The 24753-nt window shown below is 72.4% G+C and carries 25 protein-coding genes; 15 read left to right on the top strand and 10 right to left on the bottom strand.

Annotation, left to right across the window (positions count from 1 at the left end; translation table 11 throughout):
* Positions 1-10: 10 nt before the first annotated feature.
* The 3 genes from DFI_RS05840 to DFI_RS05830 all read left to right on the top strand — a co-directional run bounded on the left by DFI_RS05840 (position 11) and on the right by DFI_RS05830 (position 3067).
* Positions 11-952 (top strand): glucose-6-phosphate dehydrogenase assembly protein OpcA, encoded by a 942-nt coding sequence (locus DFI_RS05840; RefSeq protein ID WP_022802267.1) that lies wholly within the window; start codon positions 11-13, stop codon positions 950-952.
* A gap of 70 nt (positions 953-1022) precedes the next feature.
* Positions 1023-2144 carry a tRNA epoxyqueuosine(34) reductase QueG gene (gene queG, locus DFI_RS05835; protein ID WP_027462487.1) on the top strand — a complete coding sequence of 374 codons (1122 nt, stop codon included), beginning with the start codon at positions 1023-1025 and terminating at the stop codon, positions 2142-2144.
* 50 nt (positions 2145-2194) lie between these two features.
* Positions 2195-3067: a glutaminyl-peptide cyclotransferase gene (locus tag DFI_RS05830; protein WP_081425787.1), complete on the top strand. Its 873-nt coding sequence runs from the start codon at positions 2195-2197 to the stop codon at positions 3065-3067.
* Between the two features lie 3 nt (positions 3068-3070).
* Here the strand turns inward: DFI_RS05830 and tmk are convergent, their stop codons facing one another.
* From tmk to DFI_RS05815, 3 genes are read right to left on the bottom strand one after another with little or no spacing between them, the layout of a single operon-like run.
* The gene (gene tmk / locus DFI_RS05825; protein WP_027462485.1) at positions 3071-3715 is read right to left on the bottom strand and encodes a dTMP kinase; all 645 of its coding nucleotides are present in this window, start codon (positions 3713-3715) and stop codon (positions 3071-3073) included.
* Positions 3712-4503, bottom strand: a complete 792-nt coding sequence (locus DFI_RS05820) for a Nif3-like dinuclear metal center hexameric protein (RefSeq protein WP_022802271.1) — start codon at positions 4501-4503, stop codon at positions 3712-3714. Before DFI_RS05820 ends, tmk begins: the two co-directional genes overlap by 4 nt.
* 54 nt (positions 4504-4557) lie before the next feature.
* Entirely contained in the window at positions 4558-4953 is a 396-nt protein-coding gene (locus DFI_RS05815; protein ID WP_027462484.1) for a VOC family protein, read from the bottom strand.
* Between the two features lie 119 nt (positions 4954-5072).
* Between DFI_RS05815 and DFI_RS05810 the strand changes: the two genes are divergently transcribed.
* Together DFI_RS05810 and glgX are read left to right on the top strand one after the other, a co-directional pair.
* A complete protein-coding gene (locus DFI_RS05810; RefSeq protein ID WP_027462483.1) occupies positions 5073-5837 on the top strand; it encodes a hypothetical protein in 765 nt (254 codons plus the stop codon).
* 217 nt (positions 5838-6054) lie between these two features.
* On the top strand, positions 6055-8205 hold the full coding sequence (glgX, locus tag DFI_RS05805; RefSeq protein WP_043777597.1) for a glycogen debranching protein GlgX: 2151 nt from the start codon (positions 6055-6057) through the stop codon (positions 8203-8205).
* A gap of 28 nt (positions 8206-8233) precedes the next feature.
* On the opposite strand, the gene DFI_RS05800 is transcribed toward glgX, so the two are convergent.
* A complete protein-coding gene (locus tag DFI_RS05800) occupies positions 8234-8671 on the bottom strand; it encodes a DUF6194 family protein (RefSeq protein WP_027462481.1) in 438 nt (145 codons plus the stop codon).
* Between the two features lie 188 nt (positions 8672-8859).
* On the opposite strand from DFI_RS05800, the gene treZ reads away from it, so the two are divergent.
* The 3 genes from treZ (at position 8860) to DFI_RS05785 (ending at position 14221) form a co-directional block, all read left to right on the top strand.
* Positions 8860-10662: a malto-oligosyltrehalose trehalohydrolase gene (gene treZ, locus DFI_RS05795; protein WP_027462480.1), complete on the top strand. Its 1803-nt coding sequence runs from the start codon at positions 8860-8862 to the stop codon at positions 10660-10662.
* Positions 10659-13481: a malto-oligosyltrehalose synthase gene (gene treY, locus DFI_RS05790; RefSeq protein WP_027462479.1), complete on the top strand. Its 2823-nt coding sequence runs from the start codon at positions 10659-10661 to the stop codon at positions 13479-13481. The genes treZ and treY overlap by 4 nt, the downstream gene beginning before the upstream one ends.
* A gap of 68 nt (positions 13482-13549) precedes the next feature.
* On the top strand, positions 13550-14221 hold the full coding sequence (locus DFI_RS05785) for a Bax inhibitor-1/YccA family protein (RefSeq protein WP_027462478.1): 672 nt from the start codon (positions 13550-13552) through the stop codon (positions 14219-14221).
* A gap of 57 nt (positions 14222-14278) precedes the next feature.
* Here DFI_RS05785 and DFI_RS05780 read toward each other — a convergent pair whose 3' ends face one another.
* The 4 genes from DFI_RS05780 to DFI_RS05765 form a co-directional block, all read right to left on the bottom strand.
* Positions 14279-14581, bottom strand: coding sequence for a GNAT family N-acetyltransferase (locus tag DFI_RS05780; protein WP_027462477.1), 303 nt, complete (start codon positions 14579-14581; stop codon positions 14279-14281).
* Between the two features lie 17 nt (positions 14582-14598).
* Positions 14599-15066, bottom strand: a complete 468-nt coding sequence (locus DFI_RS05775; protein ID WP_051307620.1) for a (4Fe-4S)-binding protein — start codon at positions 15064-15066, stop codon at positions 14599-14601.
* Positions 15067-15168: 102 nt separating this feature from the next.
* Positions 15169-15618, bottom strand: a complete 450-nt coding sequence (locus tag DFI_RS05770; RefSeq protein ID WP_022802281.1) for a hypothetical protein — start codon at positions 15616-15618, stop codon at positions 15169-15171.
* Between the two features lie 151 nt (positions 15619-15769).
* Positions 15770-17857, bottom strand: a complete 2088-nt coding sequence (locus tag DFI_RS05765; protein WP_027462476.1) for an ABC-F family ATP-binding cassette domain-containing protein — start codon at positions 17855-17857, stop codon at positions 15770-15772.
* A gap of 92 nt (positions 17858-17949) precedes the next feature.
* Between DFI_RS05765 and trhO the strand changes: the two genes are divergently transcribed.
* Together trhO and DFI_RS05755 are read left to right on the top strand one after the other, a co-directional pair.
* Positions 17950-18867 carry an oxygen-dependent tRNA uridine(34) hydroxylase TrhO gene (gene trhO / locus DFI_RS05760; protein WP_051307618.1) on the top strand — a complete coding sequence of 306 codons (918 nt, stop codon included), beginning with the start codon at positions 17950-17952 and terminating at the stop codon, positions 18865-18867.
* Positions 18848-19459 (top strand): DUF305 domain-containing protein, encoded by a 612-nt coding sequence (locus DFI_RS05755; RefSeq protein ID WP_027462474.1) that lies wholly within the window; start codon positions 18848-18850, stop codon positions 19457-19459. Before trhO ends, DFI_RS05755 begins: the two co-directional genes overlap by 20 nt.
* Before the next feature lie 7 nt (positions 19460-19466).
* Here the strand turns inward: DFI_RS05755 and DFI_RS05750 are convergent, their stop codons facing one another.
* The gene (locus tag DFI_RS05750) at positions 19467-20516 is read right to left on the bottom strand and encodes a hypothetical protein (RefSeq protein ID WP_027462473.1); all 1050 of its coding nucleotides are present in this window, start codon (positions 20514-20516) and stop codon (positions 19467-19469) included.
* Positions 20517-20536: 20 nt separating this feature from the next.
* On the opposite strand from DFI_RS05750, the gene DFI_RS05745 reads away from it, so the two are divergent.
* Together DFI_RS05745 and DFI_RS05740 are read left to right on the top strand one after the other, a co-directional pair.
* Complete coding sequence (locus DFI_RS05745; protein WP_027462472.1) at positions 20537-21229, top strand: histidine phosphatase family protein; 693 nt, start codon at positions 20537-20539, stop codon at positions 21227-21229.
* Entirely contained in the window at positions 21226-21636 is a 411-nt protein-coding gene (locus DFI_RS05740) for a hypothetical protein (protein WP_155864514.1), read from the top strand. The genes DFI_RS05745 and DFI_RS05740 overlap by 4 nt, the downstream gene beginning before the upstream one ends.
* Before the next feature lie 17 nt (positions 21637-21653).
* Here the strand turns inward: DFI_RS05740 and DFI_RS05735 are convergent, their stop codons facing one another.
* Positions 21654-22052 carry a DoxX family protein gene (locus DFI_RS05735; RefSeq protein ID WP_027462470.1) on the bottom strand — a complete coding sequence of 133 codons (399 nt, stop codon included), beginning with the start codon at positions 22050-22052 and terminating at the stop codon, positions 21654-21656.
* Between the two features lie 137 nt (positions 22053-22189).
* On the opposite strand from DFI_RS05735, the gene DFI_RS05730 reads away from it, so the two are divergent.
* From DFI_RS05730 to DFI_RS05720, 3 genes are read left to right on the top strand one after another with little or no spacing between them, the layout of a single operon-like run.
* Positions 22190-22834, top strand: a complete 645-nt coding sequence (locus DFI_RS05730) for a DUF1990 family protein (RefSeq protein ID WP_022802288.1) — start codon at positions 22190-22192, stop codon at positions 22832-22834.
* The gene (locus tag DFI_RS05725; RefSeq protein ID WP_244940331.1) at positions 22831-23682 is read left to right on the top strand and encodes a DUF1990 domain-containing protein; all 852 of its coding nucleotides are present in this window, start codon (positions 22831-22833) and stop codon (positions 23680-23682) included. Before DFI_RS05730 ends, DFI_RS05725 begins: the two co-directional genes overlap by 4 nt.
* Before the next feature lie 9 nt (positions 23683-23691).
* Positions 23692-24726: a threonine aldolase family protein gene (locus DFI_RS05720; RefSeq protein WP_027462469.1), complete on the top strand. Its 1035-nt coding sequence runs from the start codon at positions 23692-23694 to the stop codon at positions 24724-24726.
* Positions 24727-24753 lie beyond the last annotated feature (27 nt).

Here is a 24753-nt window from a genome sequence, read left to right as displayed (position 1 = left end):
GAGGTGAGGCATGACTCTGGTGAAACCCTTCGGGCCGGTGAGCACGACCGTGCAGAAGGCGCAGGCGACGCTGGACGAGCTGTGGTCCCGCACGAACGTGGAGACGCGGGCATACACCGGCAACATCGTGGCCCTGACCACCCGCGAGCACCTGAGGCGCGTGGAGGAGGCCCTGACCGGCCTGGAGGGGCGGTACGCGGGGCGGCAGATCATCGGCCTGATGGACGGCAAGGACGACCTGAAGGTGCACGCGAGCCTGGTGCCGCAGGGCCACGGGCTGTACGTGGAGCGGCTGGTGCTGGACGCGAACGAGGCGCAGTTGCAGGGCGCGGTTCTGCCGCTGCTGCGTTCGGCAACCGTGAACCACGTGTGGTGGGGGTCGGACGCCCGGCCGACCGGCGTGCTGCTCAAGGAACTCACGGAGGTGGCCGATCAGCTGATCGTGGACAGCCTGAGCCTGGACATTCCGCCGGGGCGGCATTACGCACTGGCGGACCTGAGCTGGAGCCGCAGCGCGAACTGGCGCGAGGCGCTGGCGCAGATCTTCGACACGCCCGAGGCGGCCCGGCAGCTGCGCCACGTTCGGGAGATGACGGTGCGGCACGCGGGCCGCAACGACCTGCCGGCGCGGCTGTTCGCGGGGTTCGTGGGGGACGCGCTGAAGTGGCGCAACCTCAACCACGTCGAGTTCCGCGCCGGGAAGTGCAGCCGCGAGGGCGGGGACCTGTGCGGCATCGAACTGACCGGCGAGGGCGTGCGGTTCGCTCTGACCGCGCAGGAAGGCGAGATGGTGCGCGTGGAGGCGGTGTTCTCCGGCTGTGACAGGGTGACGGAGGTGCACGTGCCGTCCATGACGCTGGCCGATGGCCTGGGCCGGGTGATGGCGCACCCGGAGCGCGGCGAGGTGTTCGAGCACGCCTGGAAGCTGGCGAAGGCGAGCCTGGACCGCTGAGCGGGCCCAGCCCCCCGGAACCTGCTTTCGGGCGGGTTCTTCTTTTGCGCTTCGGGGCATACTGTGCGGGATGTCGGCCCATGACCTCCTCTCTGCCCTGGCGCTGGACCTGGGCGCGGACACCGTGGGCTGGGCGCCGGCCGCCGTGCCGGCCGGAAGCGTGCAGGAGTACGCCGCGTGGCTGGGCGCCGGGCGGCACGCGGGCATGGGGTACCTGGAGCGGCAGCTGCCTGCCCGGGCCGAGCCGCAGTCGCGGCTGGAGGGCGCCGCGAGCGTGCTGGTGCTGGGCGTGTCCCACGGGTTTGCGCCGCTGCCCGTGCCGGCGGGCGGGGTGCGACTGGGCCGGGTGGCGCGCTACGCCTGGACACCCGACTACCACCACCAGCTGCAGCCGGTGCTGGAGCGTCTGGAGCGCGAGGCGGCCGCACTGGGGGTGCGGGCGAAGGGGTACGTGGATCACGGCCCGGTCATGGAGCGCCTGTTCGCGAACGGGGCGTTCCTGGGCTGGCGCGGGAAGTCCGGCATGACGGTCAGCACGGACCTGGGCGCGTTCGTGACGCTGGCGGTGCTGCTCACGGACCTGCCCGGCGCGGCGCCCGGGGAGGTGCACCCGGACCGCTGCGGGCGCTGCACGCGCTGCGTGACCGCCTGCCCCACCGCAGCCATCGGGGACGACCGGGCCATCGACGCGCGGCGCTGCGTGTCGTACCTGACGATCGAGCACCGCGGGCCGGTGCCGCTGGACCTGCGTGCGGGCATGGGCGGGTGGCTGTTCGGCTGCGACGTGTGCAGCGAAGTCTGCCCCTGGTCCGTGCGGGCCGCCGGGCGGGAAGGCGGCCTGGGCCGGTTCCTGCGGCCGGACCCGGAGCTGGCGCACCCGGACCTCTCGGCGTTCTTCCACGTGAGTGAACGTGAGTTCGAGCGGCGCTTCCGCGGCACGGCGTTCCTGCGGCCCCGCCGCAAGGGCATGGCCCGCAACGCCCTGACCGTGATCGGCAACACCCGCGACCCGCGCGGCCGGCCGCTGCTGGACGCCGGCCTGGCCGACCCCGCCTGGGAGGTCCGGGACGCGGCGGCGTGGGCGCTGGCCCGCTGGGAGGAGTGGGGGCCGCTGGAAACCCTGCGGCGGGACCCGGACGAGCGGGTGGCGGCCCTGGCCGGGGCGCTGCTGGACGGCCGCGCTGGACACTGATGAAGGAACACCCACCCTGCTCATGACGCCCCGGGGCTAGAGTGGGCGGGATGCGTTTTCCGTCTCCCCTGCTGTGCCTGACCGCCCTGCTGCCCGCCCTGAGTTTCCCTGCCGGTCAGGCGGCCGCGCCGGCCCGCACGGCGAAGGCGCCGCTGGTGCGCCCGGTGGTCACGGCGCGGTACCCGCACGACCTGACGGCCTTCACGCAGGGGCTGCAGTACCTGGGCGGCGGTCTGCTGCTGGAAAGCACCGGGCAGGTCGGGAAGTCCGGGGTGCGGCGCGTGGAGCTGAAGACCGGCAAGGTCGTGCAGAGCGTGCCCACGCCGATCAGCACGGCGTTCGGGGAGGGGGCCACGCTGCTGGACGGCGTGATCTACCACCTGACCTGGCAGGAGGGCGTGGCGTTCGCGCTGGACGGCAAGTCCATGCGCGAGGTGGGGCGGTTCAAGTACAAGGGCGAGGGCTGGGGCATCACGAACGACGGCAAGGCCCTGATCACCAGCGACGGCAGCAGCGCGCTGTCCTGGCGGGACCCGAAGACTTTCGCGGTGACGAAGACCGTGAACGTCACGGACGACGGGCAGCCGGTGAAGAACCTGAACGAGCTGGAGTTCGTGCAGGGGTTCGTGTACGCGAACGTGTGGCTCACGCCGCGCGTGGCGAAGATCGACCCGAAGACGGGCGCGGTGACCGCCTGGATCGACCTGACGCCCCTGGCCCGCGAGGCGGCCGCGACGGCGCTGCGCAAGGGCGTGAAACCCACCTTCGACGACGTGCCGAACGGCATCGCGTTCATCCCGGAGCGCGGCACGATGCTGCTGGGCGGCAAGAACTGGCCCACGCTGTTCGAGGTGAGACTGCCGGGCCTGAAGGTGGAGTCCGGCGCCACCGCGCGGCCTCCCCTGCCCAGAACCCGCAGCTGAAGGTCAGCCCAGCGCCAGTCTCGCCCGGACCGCGTCCCAGATGGTCCGGGCGAGGTCGTCGGCGGGCCGGGTGGCGTCCAGGACCAGGAAACGGTCCGGTTCGCCCGCCGCCAGCGCCAGGAAGCCGGCGCGGACCCGGTCGTGGAAGCCCAGGTCGGCCTGTTCCAGCCGGTCGGGCTGCCCGCGCGCCGCGGCACGTTCCAGGCCCAGGCGGGGGTCCAGGTCCAGCAGCACGGTCAGCGCCGGGGTGAGGCCCCCGGTGGCGGCGTGCGTGACTGAACGCAGCAGCCCGGCGTCCAGGCCGCGGCCGGCGCCCTGGTAGGCGAGGCTGGAGTCGGCGTAGCGGTCGCAGACGACCACCTCACCGCGCGCCAGGGCCGGCCCGATGACGTCCTGCACGAGCTGCGCACGGCTGGCGCTGTACAGCAGGAATTCCGGCAGCGGGTCGATGTGCAGGGCCGGGTCCAGCACCACCTCGCGCACGCGGGTGCCCAGGGGCGTGCCGCCGGGCTCGCGCGTGAGCAGGTGTGGCACGCCGGCCACATCCAGGTGCCGGGTCAGGTGCGTGATCTGGGTGGTTTTCCCGGCGCCTTCCGGGCCCTCGAAGGTGATGAACCGGCCGCCGGGGGGGTCGTGGGGGTGGGTCACAGGCCGGTGGGGTGGTGCAGGAACTGCCAGGGCAGGCCGAACTCCTCCTCGAGTTTCGCGGCCAGGGCGCGCACGCCGAACACCTCGGTCTCGTAGTGGCCGGCGTACACGACGTTCACGCCGTACTCGAAGGCGTCGTGGAAGTGCTTGTGCTCGGGTTCGCCGGTGAGCAGGGTGTCCAGGCCCAGCGCGGCGGCCTCGGCGATGTACTCCGCGCCGCTGCCGGTCACGATGCCGAGGCGACGGACGGTGGGAATGCCGCCGCCGTGCACGAGGCAGATTTCCCCGGTGAGTTTCTGCACGCGGTCCGCGAAGTCCTGCAGGGACTGCTCGAAGGGTAGCTCGCCGTACCAGCCGCCCCGGGTGCCCATCCACTCGGCGAACGGCTGGGCGCCCTGCAGCGACAGGGCCTGGGCGATCATGGCGCTGTTCCCCACTTCCGGGTGGGCGTCCAGGGGCAGGTGGGCGGCGTACAGGTTCAGGTCGGCCATCAGGGCGGTGCGCACGCGGGTGCGGTGCGGCCCGGTGATGGGCAGGGCCTTGCCCCAGAACAGGCCGTGGTGCACGAGCAGCAGGTCGGCGCCAGCGTCCGCGGCGTGCTGGATGGTCTTGGCGCTGCTGTCCACGCTGGCGGCCACGCGGCGGATCACGTCGGTGCCCTCGATCTGCAGGCCGTTCAGGCTGAGGTCCTGGATGCCGGGGACGTTCAGGTACTCGTTGAGCCAGCGGATCAGGGTGTCGCGCGGCACTTCGCCCCGGGTGGGCGCGGTGGGGTGGGCGTCGGTCATGGGGGCATTCTAGGCGCGGGCCCGGAAGCGGCGCGTCACGGGCGGTGGAACAGCTCAGCGGGTGGGCAGGGGCCTGGCGGGGTGGCCGCCCTGCACGATTTCCAGCCGGTTGCCGAAGGGGTCCTGGAAGAAGGCGCGGGGCTCCCCGGCCTCCGCGTCGGTCTGGTGGGGGATGCCGTGGGCGTCCAGGTGCGCCTGCACGGCGCGGAGGTCGGCGGTGCGGAAGGCGGGGTGGCCCTTGCGGCGGGGCTGGAATTCCGGGGTGACGCCCACGTGCAGTTGCCGGCCGTCCGGGAGGGCGAACCAGCACCCGCCGCGGGCCTCCAGCGGTGCGGGTTTGCGGAGTTCCGGGAGGCCCAGCACACTGCCGTAGAAGGCGCGGGCCTGGGGTTCGCAACCGGCGGGCGCTTCGATCTGCACGTGGTCCAGTCCGGTGAGGAGGGGCGTCATAGCGTGAGCGTAGACCGGGCATTGCCGCAGGTGTCGCTACCGTGGTGGTGACAATCCCATGCCTTTCCGTCTTCTCCCGGTCCCGCCCGGACTTCCCGGCCCTGCCCTACACTGCGGGCATGACGGGGCCAAGAAAAGGATCACGGGGACACGCTCCGAAAAAGAACTCAGCACGCAGCCGGGACGGGTCCACGCGCGACACCTCCCGGCCCCGCCGCACGCTGGCCGGCCTGAACGACGAACCGGCCGCCAAGGAAACGCCCAGCCGCAAGCCCGGCGCCCGTCCCGGCGGGCCGCGGGCCGCGGCCGGTGAGGGCCGCGCCAGCCACCCGCGCAAGACTGGGGCACGCAGCGGGGGCCCCTCCGAGGGCCGACCGGGAGAAAGGGGCGGGGACCGCAAACGCACAGGCGCCCGCCCGGCCGGCAGCGCCGGGAGCAGCACGGCCGGCGCGCGTTCCGGGGCGCCCCGCGCACCCAAGGTGAAAAAGGCCCTGCCGGAACTGCGGCGCGTGCAGCTGGACGCGCCGGCGCCGGACACGGTGTTCGTGGACCGCGACGGGCAGAAACTGACCTTTCCGGACAGCAACCTCAAGCGCGTGGCCGCGAAAATCCTGACCACCCGGAACAAGGCGTGGCGGTACCGGGCGTTCAGCTTCCCGCTGTTCACGGACCGCGGGCACGAGCAGTCCTTCCACTTCGACTTCTACATCTACGACGCCGAGGACAGCGTGATCCGCCTGATCCTGGTGGTGCCGTACGAGTCGCGGGAAGTCTGGGACCGGGTGGGGCGCTTCAAGCGGCAGTACCCGATGTACACGTACGAGCTGTGGACGCCGGAAAAGCTGCACGGACTGGACCGCCCGCGCGCCTCGCTGGGCTTCTGACGCGCCGCCGCCCGGGCGCCCTTGGGAGTTTCCTGAAGGATGCCCGCGGGCGCTGGGCGCCGTGACCGGGCTCTGGTAACGTTTCCATTGATGAGGTCCGCCCCGCCGCCACGTGACGACCGGCGCGCCGGACCTCCTCCTCATGTCCAGCCCACCCCAGCATCTCCGGCCTCCCGGCCGCCCTCCAGCGGCCCGGGCCGTGGAAGGAGCGTTCCCGATGACCAGCCCGTCCCCCGCCGCCCCCGCCCTCACCTCTGACCGTCCGGCCGTCCTGCTGGGCCGCCCCTTCCCGCTGGGCGCCACCTGGGACGGCCGGGGCACGAACTTCGCGCTGTACAGCGAGAACGCGCAGGGCGTGGAACTGTGCCTGTTCGACGAGCAGGACCAGGAGACCCGCATTCCGCTGACCGAGCAGACCGCGTTCGTGTGGCACGGCTACCTGCCCGGGGTCGGGCCGGGGCAGCGTTACGGGTACCGGGTGCACGGCGAGTACGCGCCGGAACGCGGTCTGCGCTTCAACCCGAACGTGGTGCTGCTGGACCCCTACGCCAAGGCGCTGGACGGCACGGAGCGTTTCGACCGGGGCGTGTTCGGGTACGTGCCCGGCGGCGACGACCTGACCAAGCAGGAAGAGGACCAGCGCGGCGCGCCGCTGGGCATCGTGATCGACCCGCTGTTCAACTGGGTGGGGGACGTCAAACCCGACGTGCCCTTTCACCAGTCGGTGATCTACGAGGCGCACGTCAAGGGCCTGACCATAACCCACCCGGACGTCCCGGAGGCGCTGCGCGGCACGTACGCGGGCGTGGCGACCGAACCGGTGCTGTCGTACCTGAAGGACCTGGGCATCACCGCCATCGAGTTTCTGCCGGTGCACCAGCACGTGGACGACCCCTTTCTGCTGGACAAGGGCCTGAGCAACTACTGGGGCTACAGCACGCTGTCCTTCTTCGCGCCGGACGTCCGCTACAGTGCCGCGGCGCGCCGCGGGGACCCGGCGGGCGCCGTGCCGGAATTCAAGAACATGGTCCGCGCCCTGCACGACGCCGGCATCGAGGTGATCCTGGACGTGGTGTACAACCACACCGCCGAGGGCAACCACATGGGCCCCACGCTGTCGTTCAAGGGCATCGACAACCCCACGTACTACCGGCTGGTGTCCGGCGACGAGCGCTTCTACTTCGATTACACCGGCACCGGCAACAGCCTGAACGTGCGCCACCCGCAGACGCTGCAGCTGATCATGGACAGCCTGCGCTACTGGGTGACGGACATGCACGTGGACGGCTTCCGCTTCGACCTGGCCAGCACGCTGGCGCGCGGCCTGCACGAGGTGGACCAGCTGTCGGGGTTCTTCACGATCATTCACCAGGACCCGATCATCGGGCAGGTGAAACTCATCGCCGAACCGTGGGACGTCGGCGAGGGCGGCTATCAGGTCGGGAACTTCCCGGTGAACTGGGCGGAGTGGAACGGCATCTACCGCGACGACATGCGCGCCTTCTGGAAGGGGGACGGCGGGCTGGCGTCCGAGATGGGCTACCGCCTGACCGGCAGCAGCGACCTGTACCAGTTCAACGGCCGCAAACCGTACGCCAGCATCAACTTCGTGACCGCCCACGACGGGTTCACGCTGCGCGACAGCGTGACGTACGAGCAGAAACACAACGAGGCGAACGGCGAGGGCAACCAGGACGGCCACAACCACAACCTCACCTGGAACTGCGGCGTGGAAGGCGAGACGGACGACACTGAGGTCAACCGCCTGCGCGCGCAGCAGATGCGCAACTTCCTGGCGACGCTGCTGCTGGGCCAGGGCACGCCGATGCTGCTGGGCGGCGACGAGATGGGCCGCACGCAGCGCGGCAACAACAACGCCTACTGTCAGGACAACGAGATCAGCTGGTACGACTGGGCGAACCGCGACGAGGCCCTGCTCGCCTTCACGCGCAAACTCATCGGGATCCGCAAGGCGCACCCGGGCCTGCACCGCCGGAAGTTCTTTTCGGGGCGCAACATCCGCGGGGAGGACGTGCGGGACATCGTGTGGTTGCGCTTCGACGGGCAGGAGATGGCCGACGAGGACTGGAACAACCCGCAGACGCAGAGCCTGGGCATGTTCCTGGACGGCGACGGCCTGGACGACGTGGACGACGAGGGCCGTCCCCTGCGGGACGACCACCTGCTGCTGCTGCTGAGCAGTTCGTACGTGGACCTGCCGTTCCGCCTGCCGGCCCTGGGCGGCTGCCAGCACTGGGAACTGCTGGTGGACACCAGTGACGACGCGGCGCAGGAACAGCGCGCGGCCGGGGAGGAAACCGTCCTGAAGGGCCGGAGCGTGAAACTGTACCGCTGCGGCCGGCCCTGACGCCGGGCAGGGGGCTGGAGGCCAGCCGTCAGGTGCCGGAGCGCACCCGGCGGCTGGCCCGGTCGTAGGCGGCCAGCAGTAAAGGCGTGAGCCGGGCCAGGGTGGCCGGGCTGGGACTCAGGACGCAAGCCCAGTACAGGGCCGAGTAGACCGGGTGGGGCATCAGGACGTCCAGGGCGGCCGGGTCGTGCCCGGGCACGGCCGTCTGACCGTCTCCGAGGGCCGGGGGCGGCGGGCCGAAGCGCCCGCGGTACTCGTCGGCACTGAGGCCCACGTTCAGGCGGTACACGCCGGGCCGGCCCAGGTTCGACGCCGCGTCGTGCTCGTCGTCCGTGACAAGGGTGAGGAAGGGCATCATCTGGCGCCGGTCACCGGCCGCGAACCAGAAGGTGGTGCCGCCGGAGGTCACCTTCACGGCATGAGGAAACAGCGCAAATAGCGTGCTCAACAGTTCTTCCTCGTTCATGAGTCCAGCGTCTCTGAGAAGCCTGAGGAAAGCCCGGGGCGGCATCTTCAGACGTGCTTCATCCGCGCGGCCCGCGTTCCCGGCTCGGTTAGGGTGGGCGCAACGCGGCGGGCCGGCCGTCTCCAGCAGCCCGAACGAGGGCCGCCGGGAGACGGCCGGCGCCGCCCGGCCGAAGCGAGGCACCTGCTATGACCGATGCGACACCGACCCCCCCGTTCGACGATTCCGACCTGCTCGCCACCCGGCTGGGCGCCCACCCGCTGCCCGACGGGTCCGGCACCCGCTTCCGCCTGTGGTCCACCGTGACCCGTGAGGCGGCTGTGCGGGTGGACGGGGCCACGCACCCCATGACTCCCCTGGAAGGCGGCATCTTCGAGGTGGTGCTGCCGGTGGGGCCGGGCGCGCGGTACCTGTTCCTGCTGGACGGCATGGAACGCCCGGACCCCTACGCGCGGTTCCTGCCGGACGGGGTGCACGGCGAGGCGGAGGTGATGGACCTCACCGCCTTCGCGTGGCAGCACCCGGACTGGCGCGGCGTCGCGCTGGAGGACTGCGTTTTCTATGAACTGCACGTGGGGACCTTCACGGCGGAGGGCACGTACCGCGCGGCGATGGAGCGGCTCCCGGACCTGGTGGACCTGGGCGTCACGGCCATCGAGCTGATGCCGGTGGCGGCGTTCGCGGGCCGGCACGGCTGGGGGTACGACGGCGTGGCCCTGTACGCCCCGCACGCCCCGTACGGCCGCCCGGAGGACCTGATGGCCTTCGTGGATGCCGCGCACGGCCTGGGCCTGGCGGTGTTCCTGGACGTGGTGTACAACCACTTCGGGCCGGACGGGAATTACCTGCGGGCCTACAGCCCCACCTACTTCACCGACCGGTTTCACAGCGCGTGGGGCGAGGGCCTGGACTACGCCGAGCCGCACATGCGCCGCCTCGTGACCGGGAACGCCCGCATGTGGCTGCGCGAGTACCGCCTGGACGGCCTGCGGCTGGACGCCACGCAGGAGATCCGGGACGACAGCCCGGTGCACATCCTGGCCGAACTGGCCGACGAGGTGCACCGGCTGAGGGGCACGCACCTGCTGCTCGCCGAGGACTACCGCAACCTGCCGGAACTGGTGACGGAGCACCGCCTGGACGGCATCTGGGTGGACGACTTCCACCATGAGGTGCGGGTCACGCTGACCGGCGACCGGGACGGCTACTACGCGCCGTACCAGGGCGGCGCGGCGGCGCTGGCGCACGTGATCCGGCGCGGCTGGGTGTTCGAGGGTCAGGAGTGGCCGCTGGAAGGCGAGCCGCGCGGCCGGCCGGCCGACGCCCTGCGCGCGCCGAATCTCGTGTACTACATTCAGAACCACGATCAGGTGGGAAACCGCCCGGTCGGGGACCGCCTGAACGATCTGCCGCACGTCTCCATGACGGTCTACCGGGGGGCGTCCACGATGCTGCTGAGCCTGCCGATGACGCCGCTGCTGTTCATGGGGCAGGAATGGGCGGCCGGCACACCGTTCCCGTTTTTCAGCGACCACCACGCGGAGCTGGGCCAGCTGGTGACCGAGGGCCGCCGCCGGGAGTTCGGGCATTTCGCGGGCTTCGCGGGGACGGAGGTGCTGGACCCTCAGGACGAGGCGACCTTCCGCGCCGCGAAGCTGAACTGGGCGGAACGCAGGGAGGAGGAGCATGCCCGCACGCTGGCGCTGTACCGCGCGCTGCTGCGCCGGCGCCGGGAGGACCCGGTGCTGCGCCACCGCGACCGCGCGGCCCTGACCGCCGGGCACGTGGGCGACGTGCTGTGGGTGCGCTGGCAGGCGCCGGCCGGCGAACGGGTGCTGCTGTGGAACCTGGCCGCGGCCCCGCTGGTCCCGGCGGAGCTGGAGCTGCCGTTCCCGCTGTCCGGTGGGCTGCTGCTGCGCAGCGAGGGCCCGGACTCCGGCGAGGCGCCGCTGGCCCCGGGTGAGGCCGCGCTGCTGGGGAGCGGCGCATGACGGACGGGACCGCGCACGTGCCCGGCGCCACGTACCGCCTGCAACTCCACCGGGACTTTCCCTTCGCGGCCGCCGCGCGTCAGCTGCCGTACCTGAAGCGGCTGGGCGTCACGGACGTGTACCTCTCCCCCATCTGGGCGAGCACGCCGGGCAGCACGCACGGGTACGACGTGACCGACCACGCCCGCGTGAACGAGGAACTCGGCGGTGAACCGGGCCTGCGGCGGCTGGCGGCCCGGGCACGGGACCTGGAGCTGGGCCTGATCGTGGATTTCGTGCCCAATCACATGGGCATCGCGGGCGGCCACAACCCGTACTGGGAGGACGTGCTGATGCACGGGCAGGCCAGCCGGTACGCGCACTTCTTCGACATCGCGTGGCGGCCCCTGAAGCGCGCCCTGGAAGGCAAGGTGCTGCTGCCGGTGCTGGGTGAGCAGTACGGCCGCGTGCTGGACAGCGGCGAACTGCGGCTGGAACGGGAGGGAGGGCGGTTTGTGCTGCGGCTGTACGGCCGGGCGCTGCCGCTCTCGCCCCGAAGCCTGATCCTGCTGCTGGCGGGCCTGGAAGACGAGCTGCCGCGGAGCGTGCCGGAGGACGTGCGGGCGGAACTGGGCAGCGTCGCGCGGAGCGTGGAGAACCTGCCGCGCAGCGTGGCCCCGGACCTCAGCGACGCCGACCGGGAGGCCCGCGCGCAGGAGGCCGGGGTGGTCACCCGGCGCCTGGAGGATCTGGCGGCACGGTCCCCGGCGGTGGCGCGGGTGCTGGACGCCGCGGTGGCCGCCATGAACGCCGACCCGACCCGCCTGGACGCCCTGATCGCGGAGCAGAACTACCGGCTGGCGTACTGGAAGGTCGCGGCCGAGGAGATCAACTACCGCCGCTTCTTCGACATCAACGACCTCGCGGCACTGCGCATGGAGGACCCGCGGGTGTTCGCCTGGGCGCACGCGAAACTGCTGGAGCTGATCCGGGACGGCGTGGTGCAGGGCGTGCGGCTGGACCACACGGACGGGCTGTACGACCCGGCCGGATACTTCCGGGACCTGCAGCGCGCGGCTGCTGGGGTCCTGGGCCGGGAAGGGGGCGCGGACGGACGGCCACTGTACGTGGTGGCGGAGAAGATCCTGGAGCCGGGCGAACGGCTGCCCGGGGACTGGGCGGTGCACGGCACGACCGGGTACGACTTCCTGGCGGAACTGAACGGCGTGTTCGTGGACGGCGCCGCCGAGGAGGACCTGAGCGGCATCTACCGGCGCTTCACCGGGGACCGCGACCCGTACCCGGCGCACCTGTACCGCGGCAAGCTGCTGGTGCAGCGCCAGAGCCTGCCGGGCGAGGTGAACGTGCTCGCCGAGCACCTGGAGCGGCTGTCGGAGGACGACCTGTCGGCGCGGGACTTCACGCTGAGCGCCCTGCGCGCCGCGATCCGCGAGGTGATCGCGGCCTTCCCGGTGTACCGCACGTACGTGCGCGCCAGCGGCGAGCGGGAGCCCGGGGACGACGGGTACCTCGCGCAGGCGGTGCAGGAGGCGAGGGCACGCAACCGGCAGGGCGGCGCGCCGCTGGACTCCAGCGTGTTCGATTTCCTGCACGCGGTCCTGACGCTGAGCCACCCGGACCCGGCCACGCGGGAGCGGTACGCGGACTTCGCGCTGAAGTTCCAGCAGCTGACCGGCCCGGTGACCGCCAAGGGCGCGGAGGACACGGCCTTCTACCGCTACGCGCGGCTGCTGTCCCTGAACGAGGTGGGCAGCGACCCGGGGCATTTCGGCACGCCGGTGCGGGCCTTTCACGCGGCGGCGCGGACGCGGGCGGAGCACTGGCCTCACGCGATGCTGGCCGGCAGCACGCACGACACCAAGCGCGGCGAGGACACCCGCGCGCGCCTGCACGTGCTCTCGGAGCTGCCGCAGACCTGGGCGGCATTCCTGAGCGAGTGGTCGGGCCTGTTCCGCTCGCTGCAATCACCGTCGCCGGATGGCCCGGCACCCAGCCTGCACGACGTGTACACGCTGCTGCAGAACGCGCTGGGCGCCCACCCGCTGAACGGCGAGCCGGAGGACTTCGTGGACCGGCTCTCGACCTACATGCTCAAGGCGGCGCGGGAGGCCAAGCTGCGCACGAGCTGGGCGGCGCCGGACCCGGCGTACGAGGCGGCGCTGGACACCTTCACGCGCAGCCTGCTGGCCCACGAGGGCTTCCGGGCCGGGCTGCGCGCGCTGCACGAGCGGATCAGTCCGTACGGGGCGCAGAACGGCCTGAGCGGGGCGCTGGTGCGCCTGACCGCGCCGGGCGTGCCGGACACCTACCAGGGCTGCGAGGGCTGGAACCTGTCCCTGGTGGACCCGGACAACCGCCGCCCGGTGGACTACGCGCGGCTGGCCCGCACGCTGGGCCGCCTGGAACGCGGGCATGACCTGGCGCTGGCGCGGCGCCTGCTGGAGGCCCACCCCACCGGAGAGGTGAAGACGCTGGTGACCTGGGCGGCGCTTCAGGCCCGGGCTGCTCATCCGGAGCTGTTCGGTGCGGGCGGCTACACGCCGCTGGACGGTGGGAAGTTCCTGCTGGCCTTCGCGCGGGAGCATGGGTCGGGGGTCGCCGTGACGGTCGCGCCGCGCCTCACGCTGAGCCTGACGCGGGAGCGCGCGCCCTGGGCGCTGGGGGACGCCTGGGGCCGCCGGACCCTCACGCTGCCGCGGACCGGCACGTACCGGAACGTGCTGACAGGCGAGCGGCTGAACGCGAGGACGCTGAAGGTGCCGCTGGCGAAGATCCTGGAGGACTTCCCGCTGGCGCTATTGATCCGCGAACCCCGCTGAAAAGGGTGATCCTTTCCAGACGGAAATGACGGGAACCCGGACGGGCGCGGTGTCGTACTGTACTGCGTATGCAGACCTATCCCACCACACGGGCAAGCACCGTTGATCTCGTCCGCAGTTTCATGGCGCGCACGTACTCCTGGATGGCCGCCGGTCTGGCCCTCACCGCCGGGGTCGCCTACCTCACCTTCCAGAACGCCGACCTGTACGCCACCGTCATGAGCCTGCGCTTCCCGCTGATGATCGCCCAGCTGGGCATCGTGTTCTTCCTCAGCATGTTCGCGCAGCGCCTGAACAGCACGGTCGCCGGCATGCTGTTCATCGCCTACGCCGGCCTGACCGGCCTGACCTTCAGCGCCCTGCTGAACTCCCCCGCCGTCATCCCCGCCTTCGCGACCGCCGCGGGCACCTTCGCCCTGACCAGCGCCGCCGGCTTCCTGATCAAACGTGACCTGAGCGGCATGGGGCGCTTTTTCATGTTCGCCCTGATCGGCCTGCTGGTCGCCATGCTCGTCAACATGTTCATCGGCAGCGGCGCCCTCACCCTGGGCATCAGCGTCCTCGGCGTGCTGCTGTTCGCCGGCCTCACCGTGTACGACACCCAGATGCTGCGCAACCTCGCCCTCAGCGGCGTACAGGGCGAGATGGCCGAACGCGCCGCGATCAACGGCGCTCTGGCGCTGTACCTGGACTTCATCAACATGTTCCTGATGCTGCTCAACCTGTTCAACCGCGACTGACCCCAGATGCAGAAGGAGGCAGGCCCCCGGACCGGGGGCCTGCCTCCGTTTCCGTGCTCAGACGCCGAACACGCCGCGCTGCTGCGGGTGAATCAGATCCACGTACTCCGGGTGCCGGCGGATGTACGCCGCGATGAACGGGCACATCGGAATCACCTGCTTGCCCGCCGAGCGGATGTCGTCCAGCGCGTGCCGGGCCAGGGCGCTGCCCACGCCGCCGCCCTCGTGCGCACTGTTCACCTCGGTGTGGGGCAGCATCACGGCGTTCCCCACCGGGCGGTACTCGGCGAACCCGGCCACCTGGCCGTCCACCATCGCCTCGTACCGCTGCCTCTCCTCGTTCTTCCTGACTTCGACCATGCGGGCCCTCCTGGGGTTCAGCTCCGGTTGAGTTTCTCGCCGCCAGGGGCCTGAAAGCCGATCTGGCGGTGCGTGCCGTCACAGTAGGGTTTGTTGCTGCTGGCGCCGCAACGGCACAGGGCCACGCGGGTATCGCGGACCATGCCGCCCGGCGCGGAAACGGTCAGGTCACCGCGCACGAAGTTCGGGCCGTTCTCCCGCACGTCCACGGTGGCCGGCTCCGACTGTTCGGCCGGGCCGTCCCGAAGCACGTAGTGCAGGGCGCCGGTCGGGCAGCGGCGCACGACCTCGGCGACCTCCACAGCTGTCGCCGCGCCCGCCTGAATCCAGGGGCGGGCGTCCGGGTTGAACACCTGCGGCAGGCCACGCACGCACGCCGCGAAGTGAATGCAGCGCCGCGCGTCGTAGTACACGGTCACGTCCGGCGCGGTGTACGCCCGGCCCCAGTGGGCGGGCACGCCGGGTTCGGGGGGCAGCTGGGTCATCGGGACCTCCTGAAAGGAACGGACTGGATCACGGCGCCGTGGCGCGGTCCTGAACCAGAAGGGCCGCACCGGTCAGGGTGCGGCCATGGGCGAAAGACCAGCTCAGCGGCTCAGGCTGGCGCGGGGTTCCAGGGCGTAGAACGCCACGACCGCCACCAGGGCGCCCACCCAGCCGGGGGCGCTGCCGAGCTTCAGCTCGAAGGGCCGGCCGAGGATGGTGCTGCCCAGCTGCCCCTGGAGGTTCTCGCCCTGCTGCTGCGCGACGATGTTCCAGCCGACGATGGGTTCGCCCATGAAGCCGGTCACGCGGTCCACGCCGCGCAGGGTGAGTTTCTGAGAGCCGACGTTGCCGCGCAGTTCGCCCTCGGTCAGTTCGATCTTCACGCTTTCCGCGCCGACGGTGCCCTGCACGCCGCGTTCGGTGATTTCGAGTTCGATGTCCTTGCCGTGCAGCTTGCCGCCCGCGCGGCCCTTGATGGTGTCACCGTCGATGACGCAGCGGATGTCATACCCGTCTGCGCCGCCGAGACGGCCCTTGATCTGGTCTTCCATGGGCGGAAGTATACCCAACGCAGCCAGTCCGCCGGCGCGCCCTGCCTCAGGAAGAGCACGGGGCCGCCCACGAGCGGGGAGGGGCCTCGGTTCTCACGCGGTCAGCCGGCAACGTGAGCGGTATGGACGCTACCCGGCGAGAGGCCGTCCGTCACCGGATCACACCGGTGCGCTCGAAGTAGCTGCGCCGCGTGAGCACCGGGCCGTCCTTGCCGAGTTGCGCGCGCCCCACGTTCCAGCGTTCGAACAAGATGCGCAACGCGCCGGCCAGCAGCGCCGCGCCGTACCACCCGGGCGGCGCGGCGCTGAAGCGCAGCACGTAGCCGTCCCAGGCGAGGTGCGGGCACTCCGGGTCCCGCGCCGCCCAGAACATGCCGCCGCCGTGCGGGCCGTCCCCGAACCGCTGGGCGCGGACCGTGAGGGGGGGCTCGCGGACCTCGGCGTCGAACTGCGGGGCGCCGAACACGTCGGCGTACAGGTCGTGCAGTTCGCCCTGCAGGTGGTGCGCGCGGGACCGCAGGCGGCCCTCCTCCCGCCCGGTCAGGCTGCCCGGCGGGCGGTCCAGCTCGGTGCGGATGGCGTGCAGTTCATGCTCCACGACCACCATGCGCTGCCGGGCGCTGGGCGGCGGCGGGGGTGGGGGTGGGTCGCCAGTCAGGTGGGCGGCGGGGTCGCGGTACTCGCGGCTGCCCCAGCCGGCCACCTCGCGCAGCGTGGCGTCCTCGATCACCCACAGGCGGTTGGCGACCTCCCGCGCGAAGCGGCGGTCGTGCGTAACGATCACCACCGCGCCCCCGTAGGCGTGCACGGCGGCCTCCAGGGATTGAAGGGCCTCCACGTCCAGGTGATTGGTGGGTTCGTCCAGCAGCAGCAGGTCGGCGCGCAGGGCGCTGACCAGGGCCAGCCCGGCACGGGCGCGTTCCCCCCCGGAGAGCACCTCGGGCAGTTTGGGCCAGTCGTCGGCGGTGAATCCGGCGCGGCCCAGCAGCGCCCGGGCGCGCGTGCCGAAACGGGCGGTGAACTGCGCGTGCAGCGGCACGCCGGGCGTGAGGCCGTGCCCGATCTGGTCCAGGCTGGCGACCGTGACGCCCGGGGACACCCGCAGCAGCGGCGCGTCCTCGCCGGGCGCGGGCGGGTCCGGGGCGAGGTCGCCGGCCAGCAGGCGCATCAGGGTGGTCTTGCCGGTGCCGTTGGCGCCCATCAGGGCCACGCGGTCTCCCTGCCGCAGCCGGAACGCGGCGCCGCGCAGGATGACGTGCTCGCCGTACGTGCGGCTCAGGTGCTCGCCCCAGGCGACCAGGCCGGCGCGGGCGGTGCCGGCCAGCAGCCGCATGGTGAGCTGCCGTTCGGGCAGGGGGGCCTCGGCGACCTCCACGCGCCCGGCGCGGGTCTTCACCGCGCGGCTGCGCCGGCCGCGGCGGTCCAGCCACTCCACGCTGTCCTGGAGCCGGCCGGCCTCGCGGGTGCCCAGGCGGTGCGCGCGGGCCTGGGTGCGCCGCTCCAGGTCCCGCTGGGCGGACGCGCGGCTGTACCCCCCCGGGTAGGGCGTGGCCCCGCCCGCCTCCAGCCACAGGGAGCGGGTGGCGACGGCGTCCAGGAAGTCACGGTCGTGGCTGGTGAGCATCACGCCGCCCGGGAACGCCCGCAGCCAGCCTTCCAACCACTCGCGCATGCGGATGTCCAGGTGGTTGGTGGGTTCGTCCAGCATGAGCAGGTCCGGTTCGCGGGCCAGCGCGAGCGCCAGGGCCAGCCGGGTGCGTTCGCCACCGGAGAGCGTGGCGGCGTCGCGGTGCAGGAACCGGGTGAGGTCCAGCATGCCCAGGATGCGCCGCACCCGTGACGGCCACGCGTACGACTGCGCGCTTTCCAGCCGGGCGTGCAGGGCCGTCCAGGCGTGCAGGCGCTCCGGGTCGCCGAGGTCGGCTTCCAGGGCGAGCAGCTGCGTTTCCTGCTCGCGGTAGGGGTGCGCGGCGTCCAGCAGGGCCTGCACGCTCAGCCCGGGCGGGTGCGCGTGGTGCTGGTGCAGGAAGGCCACCCGCAGGTCCGGGGCGTGCCAGACGCTGCCCTCGTCGGGGCGGCGGTCGCCGTGCAGGACGTGCAGCAGCGTGGTCTTGCCGCTGCCGTTGCGGCCCAGCAGCGCCAGCCGCTCGCCGTCCGCGAGGCTCAGGTCCACGCCGTTCAGGACGGCGCGGTCCCCGAAGGTCACGGTGACGTGCTCCGCGCTGATCAGGGTGGTCATGCCGTCCCGGAGCGTAGCAGAGCCGGCCCCGCGCAGGTCCGGGACCGGGGCCTTCTATACTCGCGGGTGACCGCCGCGCGGCGCCCCCCACCATGAGCACCCCCCCTGTCTCCCCTGCCCCCCCGCCGACCGACCTGCCCTGGACGGTCGCCGCCCTGTACCAGTTCCGCCCGGTGGAGGACCCGGCCGCCCTGCGGGACAGGCTGCTGGCCCTGGCCCGCAGCCTGGACCTGTGCGGCACGCTGCTGATTGCCCCCGAGGGCATCAACGGCACGGTCGCCGGGTCCCGGGAGGGCATCGCGGCGCTGCACGACACGCTGATCTCGCTGGGCTTCACGCGTATGGAATACAAGGAAAGCGGGGCGCCCACCCGGCCCTTCCGGCGGCTTAAGGTGCGGCTGAAACAGGAGATCGTGACGCTGGGCGTACCGGTCGAGCCGCGCGAGCAGGTCGGCACGTACCTGACCCCGCAGGAATGGAACGCCCTGCTGGCGCAGGACGACGTGATCGTCGTGGACACCCGCAACCGCTACGAGGTGAAGGCCGGCACCTTCCAGGGCGCCGTGGACCCGGGCCTGGACGCCTTCCGGGACTTTCCCGCCTGGGTGGACGAGCACCTGCAGGGCGCCGAGGGCAAGAAGATCGCGATGTTCTGCACCGGCGGCATCCGCTGCGAGAAGAGCACCAGCCTGCTGCTGCAAAAGGGCTTCCGGGACGTGTACCACCTGCAGGGCGGGATCCTGCGCTACCTGGAGGACGTGCCCCCGGAAGAGAGCCGCTGGGAGGGCGAGTGCTTCGTGTTCGACGGCCGGGTCACGGTCGGGCACGGCCTCACTCCCGGGAGCGGCGAGATGTGCCACTCGTGCGGCTGGCCGCTGACCGCGGAGGACCTGGGCAGCCCGGCGTTCGAGCGGGGCGTGAGCTGCCCCCAGTGCGTGGACCGCACCACCGACGCGCAGAAGGCCGCCTTCCGGGACCGGCAGCGGATGTATGACGGGCTCTGCCCGTAGCGTCCGGCGCGTTCCTGCGCTGCTGGCCCTGCTGGCAGTGCTCCTGGCGGCGCTGGGCGGCACGCTTTTCAGCCTGCGGCCCGCACGCCCGGCGGCGGGCAGCCCGGCCGTGACGTTCACACAGGGCATGATCCGCCATCACGATCAGGCCGTCACGATGGCCCGCCTGATCCGGGCGCGGCCGGCCCACCGCACCGTGCGGTCCCTGGCGCTGGACATCGAGCTGTCCCAGACCGAGCAGGTCCGGCAGATGCACGGCTGGCTCACCCTGTGGGGCCAGGGGCCGGGACCGGAAATGACGGACGCCCACGCCCGGACGATGGGCATGGCCACCGGGGCCGAACTCGCCTCCCTGCAGACCCTGCCGCCCGCAACCGCGCAGGCACAGTTCCTGCGGCTGATGATCCGCCACCACCAGGGCGCCGTGGCGATGGTGGACGGGCTGCCGGAGCGCGGCCTGCCCCCAGAGGTGCAGCGCCTCGCGCGGCAGGTGCGAGCCTCGCAGCAGGGCGAGATCGCCACCATGACCGGCCTCCTGAAACGGCTGGGAGAGGGGGCGCCCCCGGTCCCGGCGGCCCCGCACCACCACTGATCCGGGCTCAGGTGTCGGCGTCCACCCCGGCGGGCACGGCGGGCGGCACCAGAAGGACGCTCAGGGCCACGCCCCCCAGGCCGCTCATGACCGCCACGCCCAGCCACAGTTCCAGGCTGAGGTTGCTCAGGCCCAGCCGGACCACGCCGCCCAGGTACGGCACCCACACGGCCAGCGGCAGCAGGAACGCGAACAGGCGCCAGGCCCACACGCGGCCCGGGGCGGGGCGCAGCAGGGCGGCCAGCACGTCCGCGAGGAGACCGGTCAGCAGGGCCAGCAGCGGCACCCGGAAGTCGCCGGGCGAGAGCATGACCGCCATGCCCAGGTTCGCCAGGCCGTACATCAGCGTGACCGCCCCGAACGGCAGGTCGAAGCGGCGCAGCGTGAGCAGCACGGGCCCTGCGAGGATCAGTGCGGTGAGCAGCACGGCACTGAGTTCCCCGCGGGTCTGCACCCAGCCCAGGCCCTGCGGGACGATCAGCAGACCCCACATGTACATGTGCATGAACGCCGTGACCGACAGCAGCGACGCGGCGGACAGCGCGGCCGTCCAGCGCACGGCAGCCGGGGCCTGCCGGCCGGCCGGGGTGCGCCACGCGGCGTTCAGGGGCGTGCCCACCAGCATCACGCCGCCCGAGAACAGCAGCAGGTGCGTGGGGGACAGCAGCGCCTCGATGCCCACCTCGATCCCGAACGTGACGTGCCAGAGCATGTCCCCCAGGCCGCCCAGCGCGAACACCGGCACGCCCAGCGCCGCGAGCCCGTACCCGTCCGGGAAGGCCGCCAGGCCCCGCCGGCCCGCCTGCCAGCCGCGCCGGGCGAGCAGCAGGCACCACGCCGCGACCGCCAGGAACCCGCTGTAGAAGACCGCGTGCCACGGCGTGAAGAAGGTCTCCAACGACTCGCCGTAGGTGTTGTGCGCCCAGCCGTCCACGAACAGGCCCACCAGCAGCCACCAGCCGAGCAGCATGGTGACGAGGTTCTGCCGCGTGGAGGCGCGGTACACGCGGGGCAGGGCCGGCGCGGCCGGCGGGGCGGCGGGCGTGGTGGTGGTCATGCCGTAGTTTAGGGGGGTTCATGACCCATCCCGCCCCCGACCGCACGCCCTGGCCCCAGGCCGGCCGCGCCCACTCCCGCCTGATCGTGGTGCGCCACGGGCAGACCGCCCACAACGCCGGCCGGCGCCTGCAGGGGCACAGCGACACGCCGCTGGACGAGGTGGGCCTGACGCAGGCCCGGCAACTGGCCGCCCACCTGCACGCCCGGGGCGTGCGCGCGCCCCGCCTTCACAGCAGTGACCTGAGGCGCGCCGCGCAGACCGCCGGCGCGCTGCAAGCCGTGCTGGGCGGCGCGGTCACGCTGCATGGGGCGCTGCGCGAGATCCGCATGGGCGACTGGGAGGGCCAGCGGCTGGACGACATCCAGGCGGCCGACCCGGACCGGCACGCCCGCTTCTGGGGGGGCGACCCGGCGTGCGCCGCGCCCGGCGGGGAGACGCCCGGCGAGGTGACCGACCGGGTGCACGGCGTGCTCGCGGCCCTCGCGCCGGCGCCCGGGGAGACGCTGGTGCTCGTATCGCACGGCATCGCGATCACGGGCCTGCTGTGCCGGTTGCTGGGCCTGGACTACGCCCGGGCCTTCGCGGCGGGCACCACCCTGCACGGCAACACGGCGTACAGCGTCCTCACGCTGGACGGCCTGCGGGTGGTGGGCTCCAGCCTGGCCCTGACGGATCACCTCTCTCCCGAGCCTGTGGGGGCCGGCGCGTGAGGGGGGCCAGGCGCTCCGCATTGCTGGTCGCCCTGCTGGCCGGCCCGGCGCTGGCGGGCACCCAGCCGGTACCCGTGACGCCGGCCCTGCGGGCCGAGGTGAATCGCCACGCCCTGGCGATGACCGGGCGGCCCTGCGAGAGCGTCGGGGGCGTGGCGCAGGTGACGGCCGAACGCACCCCTGGCGACCCCGGTGAAGCGGCGTTTGCTCAGGCGATCCGCGCGCTGGTCGATGTCAACGAGACGCTGGCCGCCGCGCAGGGGGCGGGCTTCACGCTGTTCACGGATTTCGTGCGGGAGGCGCACGCCGTGTCGGACGGCGCGTTCACGCGGACGGAGCGCCGAGCGGACGGCGTGTATGAGTTCGGCTGCCGGCTGCGGGCCGCCCCGCCCGCCCAGCCCCTGTAACGCCCGCCCGGCCGGCCTCAGGGGCGAGTCCTTCCGGCGCGCCAGACCACCCACATCAGCAGCGGTTGCAGCGGCAGGCGCGCCCAGGCGACCCAGGCGGGCACCGGGAACTGCGCGGCGTTCAGGGCCATGTGCAGGTTCCCCGGAAACACCGCCACCAGCAGCGCGAGCAGCCCCACCCGCGCGGCCGGGCGCGTGGCGGGGGGCAGCAGTCCGGCCGCGCCCGCCAGTTCCGCGGCGCCGGCCAGCAGGCCGGCGGTGCGGGCCGGAAGCGGCACCCAGCCGGGCACCAGGGCGTCGAACAGGGCGGGCTTCACGAAGTGCATCACGCCCGTGAACGCGAACAGGGCCGACAGGGCCAGGACCGGCCACGGGGGTCCCGTGGCCTCCTGGCGGACGGCGCGGGGTGAGGTCATGCCGGCAGTCTGGCGCACGAGGGGCGCGGCCGGATGACCGGCGCCTCAGGAACGGCCGCCAGTCCCGCGCCGGGCGTCTGAACAACGTCTCAAGTCCGCCCCACCCGCCGCGGTCGGGCCGGGCAGACACTGGGCTCATGAGCAACCCTGCGGAGAGCAAGGCGGTGCAGAAGTCCGCCGAGGGAAGTGGCGCCCTGCTGGAGCGCCGGTACTGGGTGGAGATCTGCCAGCCCACGAAAACGGCGGAAGAACTCATGGAGGACATTCAGCTGAACCTGCACGACTACGCCCCGGACCTGCTGGCGGACTTCGAAAAGACCTGCGGGCAGCCGGACCGGCTGCGCAAGGGCGACGAGTTCCACATCCGCATCCTGGGCCCCTGGAACGGCGAGGTGCGGGTGGTGGAGGTGGAGCCGCTGGCCTTCGAGCTGGTGACGCTGGAGGACCACCCGGAGGCGGGCCGTATCCGGTTCTCGCTGACGCCCCACGAGCAGCTGCCGGACGCCCTGCATTTCGAGATCCGCTCGCATGCCCGCTCCCGGGACGGGCTGGTGGCGTTCGCGTACGACACGCTGGGCGTGGGCAAGCGCATGCAGGAGGTGACGTGGCGGACCTTCTGCGAGCGGGTCGCCGAGCGCAGCGGCGGGGAGAAGTTCGGGGACGTGCAGGTCCGGACGATCACCGAGGACGATTACCAGGACGTGCCGGACCCCGAGGCCGCCGTGCGCGAGGACCACAGCGGCGTGGACGCGGCGCACCCGCGCACCACCGGGGACGTGTGACGGCGCCCCGCGTGCGCGGGCCGGGCCGCCCGCCGCTGTACGAGGTGCAGAAGGCCCGGCTGGAGGCCTTCGCGAAGGCGAAGGCGAACTTCGACGAGACGCGCATCAGCGAGTACAACGCCGGGAACGGCTGGCGCATCGACGACTACGAGACGGAACTGCCGGGTGAGGCGCCGGGGTTCGCGGAGCCGCACGGGGCCTTCCGGGCGGCCACGCAGGTGCTGCGCAACTACAGTTTCCCGCCGCCGTGGCTGATCAGCGGGATCTTCGTGCCGGACACGCCGCTGGAAGAGCGCGTGATGCTGCTGCGGGGCCGCTTCCTGTTTCTGACCTTCTGGTTCGGGGCGCGGGTGGTGAACGTGATCGACGAGACGCGGCTCCTCCCGGACGGCGGGCAGGAGCAGGTGTGGGGGTATGGGTACCGCACGCTGGAAGGGCATTTCGAGAAGGGCCAGATCGACTTCAGCGTGCACAAGCACCTGAGCACGGGGCGGGTGATGTTCCGCATTCACGCCGTGTCGCAGCGGGACTTCATCCGGAATCCGCTGTACCGCCTGGGGTTCCGGATTTTCGGGCGGGCGCTGCAGCGCATCTTCGCGTACGCGTCCATGCGCCGCATCCGGGAGCAGGTGGCGCGCATGCTGATCAGCGGCGCGACCCGGCCGCTGGAAGAGAACCCCACGCGGGTCGCCGTGCCCGGCGCGAACGTGCCGGAAGGGGTGGTGGAGAAGGTGCAGCAGCAGGCCGGCGAGGTACAGCAGGCCAAGGACGCCGGCACGGATACCCCCCCGCTGCCGGAAGCGGAAAAGGTTACCGGGAAACCCTCCCCGGGGTCCGGAACGTCGTAGCCTCGGGGCATGACCCTGCCGGACACCGCTGCCCGCCGAAAAGTGATTGCCGATTTCCGTTCCGATACCGTGACCACCCCCACCCCCGAGATGCGGGAAGCGATGGCCCGCGCCGAGGTCGGCGACGACGTGTACGGCGAGGACCCGACCGTGAACGCCCTGCAGGCCGAGGTGGCCCGCCTGACGGGTCACGAGGCGGGGCTGTTCATGCCGTCCGGCAGCATGACCAACCAGGTCGCCATCGCCGTGCACACCCGCCGGGGCGAGGAGGTCGTGTGCGCCGAGGGCTCGCACATCTACGAGTGGGAGCTGGGCATGATGGCGGCCTTCAGCGGCGTGGTGCCGCGCTTCGTGCCGGCGCCGCTGGGCGTGCCGGACCCGGCTCAGGTGCGCGCCGCGGTGCGCCGCAGCGTGCACCAGTCCCCGACGGGCCTGATCAGCCTGGAGAACACGCACAACAAGGCCGGCGGCACCGTGATCCCGCTGGACGTGCTCGCGCAGATCCGCGCGGTCGCGGACGATGAGGGCCTGCCGCTGCACCTGGACGGGGCGCGGGTGTTCAACGCCGCCGCGGCGCTGGACGTGCCGCTGCACGAGATCACCCGGCACTTCCACACGGTCAGCGTGTGCCTCAGCAAGGGCCTGGGCGCCCCGGTGGGCAGCGTCCTGACCGGCAGCCGCGAGGCGATGAAGCAGGCGCACCGCTACCGCAAGATGCTGGGCGGCGGGATGCGGCAGGCCGGCGTGCTGGCCGCCGCGGCCCTGGTGGCCCTGCGGGACGGCCCGGCCCGCCTGAACGACGACCACCGCCGCACCCGGCAGCTGGCCGGGGCGCTGGTGGACGCCGGGTACCGCGTGGACCTCGCGGCGGTGCAGACGAACATCATCTACGTGGACCTCCCGGACGCCCAGCAGAGGGTGGAGGAATGGGACGCGCGCGGCGTGCGCGCCAGCGCGCTGGGGCCGGGCAGCGTGCGTTTCGTGCTGCACCACCAGGTGAGCGACGAGGCGCTGGAAGGGGCCATCGGCGTCCTGACCGCCTGAGCGCGGGCGGGCCGGGGTAGGCTGCGG

Origin of the sequence: Deinococcus ficus (assembly GCF_003444775.1) — a bacterium.
Classification (GTDB): domain Bacteria; phylum Deinococcota; class Deinococci; order Deinococcales; family Deinococcaceae; genus Deinococcus; species Deinococcus ficus.
Note: the sequence above shows the minus strand (reverse complement) of the source record. Positions and strands in the feature narration are given on the sequence as shown.

Coding starts and splice junctions, on each gene's coding strand:
- DFI_RS05840 (WP_022802267.1), top strand. CDS start 11: ATGACTCTGGTGAAACCCTTCGGGCCGGTGAGCACGACCGTGCAGAAG.
- queG (WP_027462487.1), top strand. CDS start 1,023: ATGTCGGCCCATGACCTCCTCTCTGCCCTGGCGCTGGACCTGGGCGCG.
- DFI_RS05830 (WP_081425787.1), top strand. CDS start 2,195: ATGCGTTTTCCGTCTCCCCTGCTGTGCCTGACCGCCCTGCTGCCCGCC.
- DFI_RS05820 (WP_022802271.1), bottom strand. CDS start 4,503: ATGACCGACGCCCACCCCACCGCGCCCACCCGGGGCGAAGTGCCGCGC.
- DFI_RS05815 (WP_027462484.1), bottom strand. CDS start 4,953: ATGACGCCCCTCCTCACCGGACTGGACCACGTGCAGATCGAAGCGCCC.
- DFI_RS05810 (WP_027462483.1), top strand. CDS start 5,073: ATGACGGGGCCAAGAAAAGGATCACGGGGACACGCTCCGAAAAAGAAC.
- glgX (WP_043777597.1), top strand. CDS start 6,055: ATGACCAGCCCGTCCCCCGCCGCCCCCGCCCTCACCTCTGACCGTCCG.
- DFI_RS05800 (WP_027462481.1), bottom strand. CDS start 8,671: ATGAACGAGGAAGAACTGTTGAGCACGCTATTTGCGCTGTTTCCTCAT.
- treZ (WP_027462480.1), top strand. CDS start 8,860: ATGACCGATGCGACACCGACCCCCCCGTTCGACGATTCCGACCTGCTC.
- treY (WP_027462479.1), top strand. CDS start 10,659: ATGACGGACGGGACCGCGCACGTGCCCGGCGCCACGTACCGCCTGCAA.
- DFI_RS05785 (WP_027462478.1), top strand. CDS start 13,550: ATGCAGACCTATCCCACCACACGGGCAAGCACCGTTGATCTCGTCCGC.
- DFI_RS05780 (WP_027462477.1), bottom strand. CDS start 14,581: ATGGTCGAAGTCAGGAAGAACGAGGAGAGGCAGCGGTACGAGGCGATG.
- DFI_RS05775 (WP_051307620.1), bottom strand. CDS start 15,066: ATGACCCAGCTGCCCCCCGAACCCGGCGTGCCCGCCCACTGGGGCCGG.
- DFI_RS05770 (WP_022802281.1), bottom strand. CDS start 15,618: ATGGAAGACCAGATCAAGGGCCGTCTCGGCGGCGCAGACGGGTATGAC.
- DFI_RS05765 (WP_027462476.1), bottom strand. CDS start 17,857: ATGACCACCCTGATCAGCGCGGAGCACGTCACCGTGACCTTCGGGGAC.
- trhO (WP_051307618.1), top strand. CDS start 17,950: ATGAGCACCCCCCCTGTCTCCCCTGCCCCCCCGCCGACCGACCTGCCC.
- DFI_RS05755 (WP_027462474.1), top strand. CDS start 18,848: ATGACGGGCTCTGCCCGTAGCGTCCGGCGCGTTCCTGCGCTGCTGGCC.
- DFI_RS05750 (WP_027462473.1), bottom strand. CDS start 20,516: ATGACCACCACCACGCCCGCCGCCCCGCCGGCCGCGCCGGCCCTGCCC.
- DFI_RS05745 (WP_027462472.1), top strand. CDS start 20,537: ATGACCCATCCCGCCCCCGACCGCACGCCCTGGCCCCAGGCCGGCCGC.
- DFI_RS05735 (WP_027462470.1), bottom strand. CDS start 22,052: ATGACCTCACCCCGCGCCGTCCGCCAGGAGGCCACGGGACCCCCGTGG.
- DFI_RS05730 (WP_022802288.1), top strand. CDS start 22,190: ATGAGCAACCCTGCGGAGAGCAAGGCGGTGCAGAAGTCCGCCGAGGGA.
- DFI_RS05720 (WP_027462469.1), top strand. CDS start 23,692: ATGACCCTGCCGGACACCGCTGCCCGCCGAAAAGTGATTGCCGATTTC.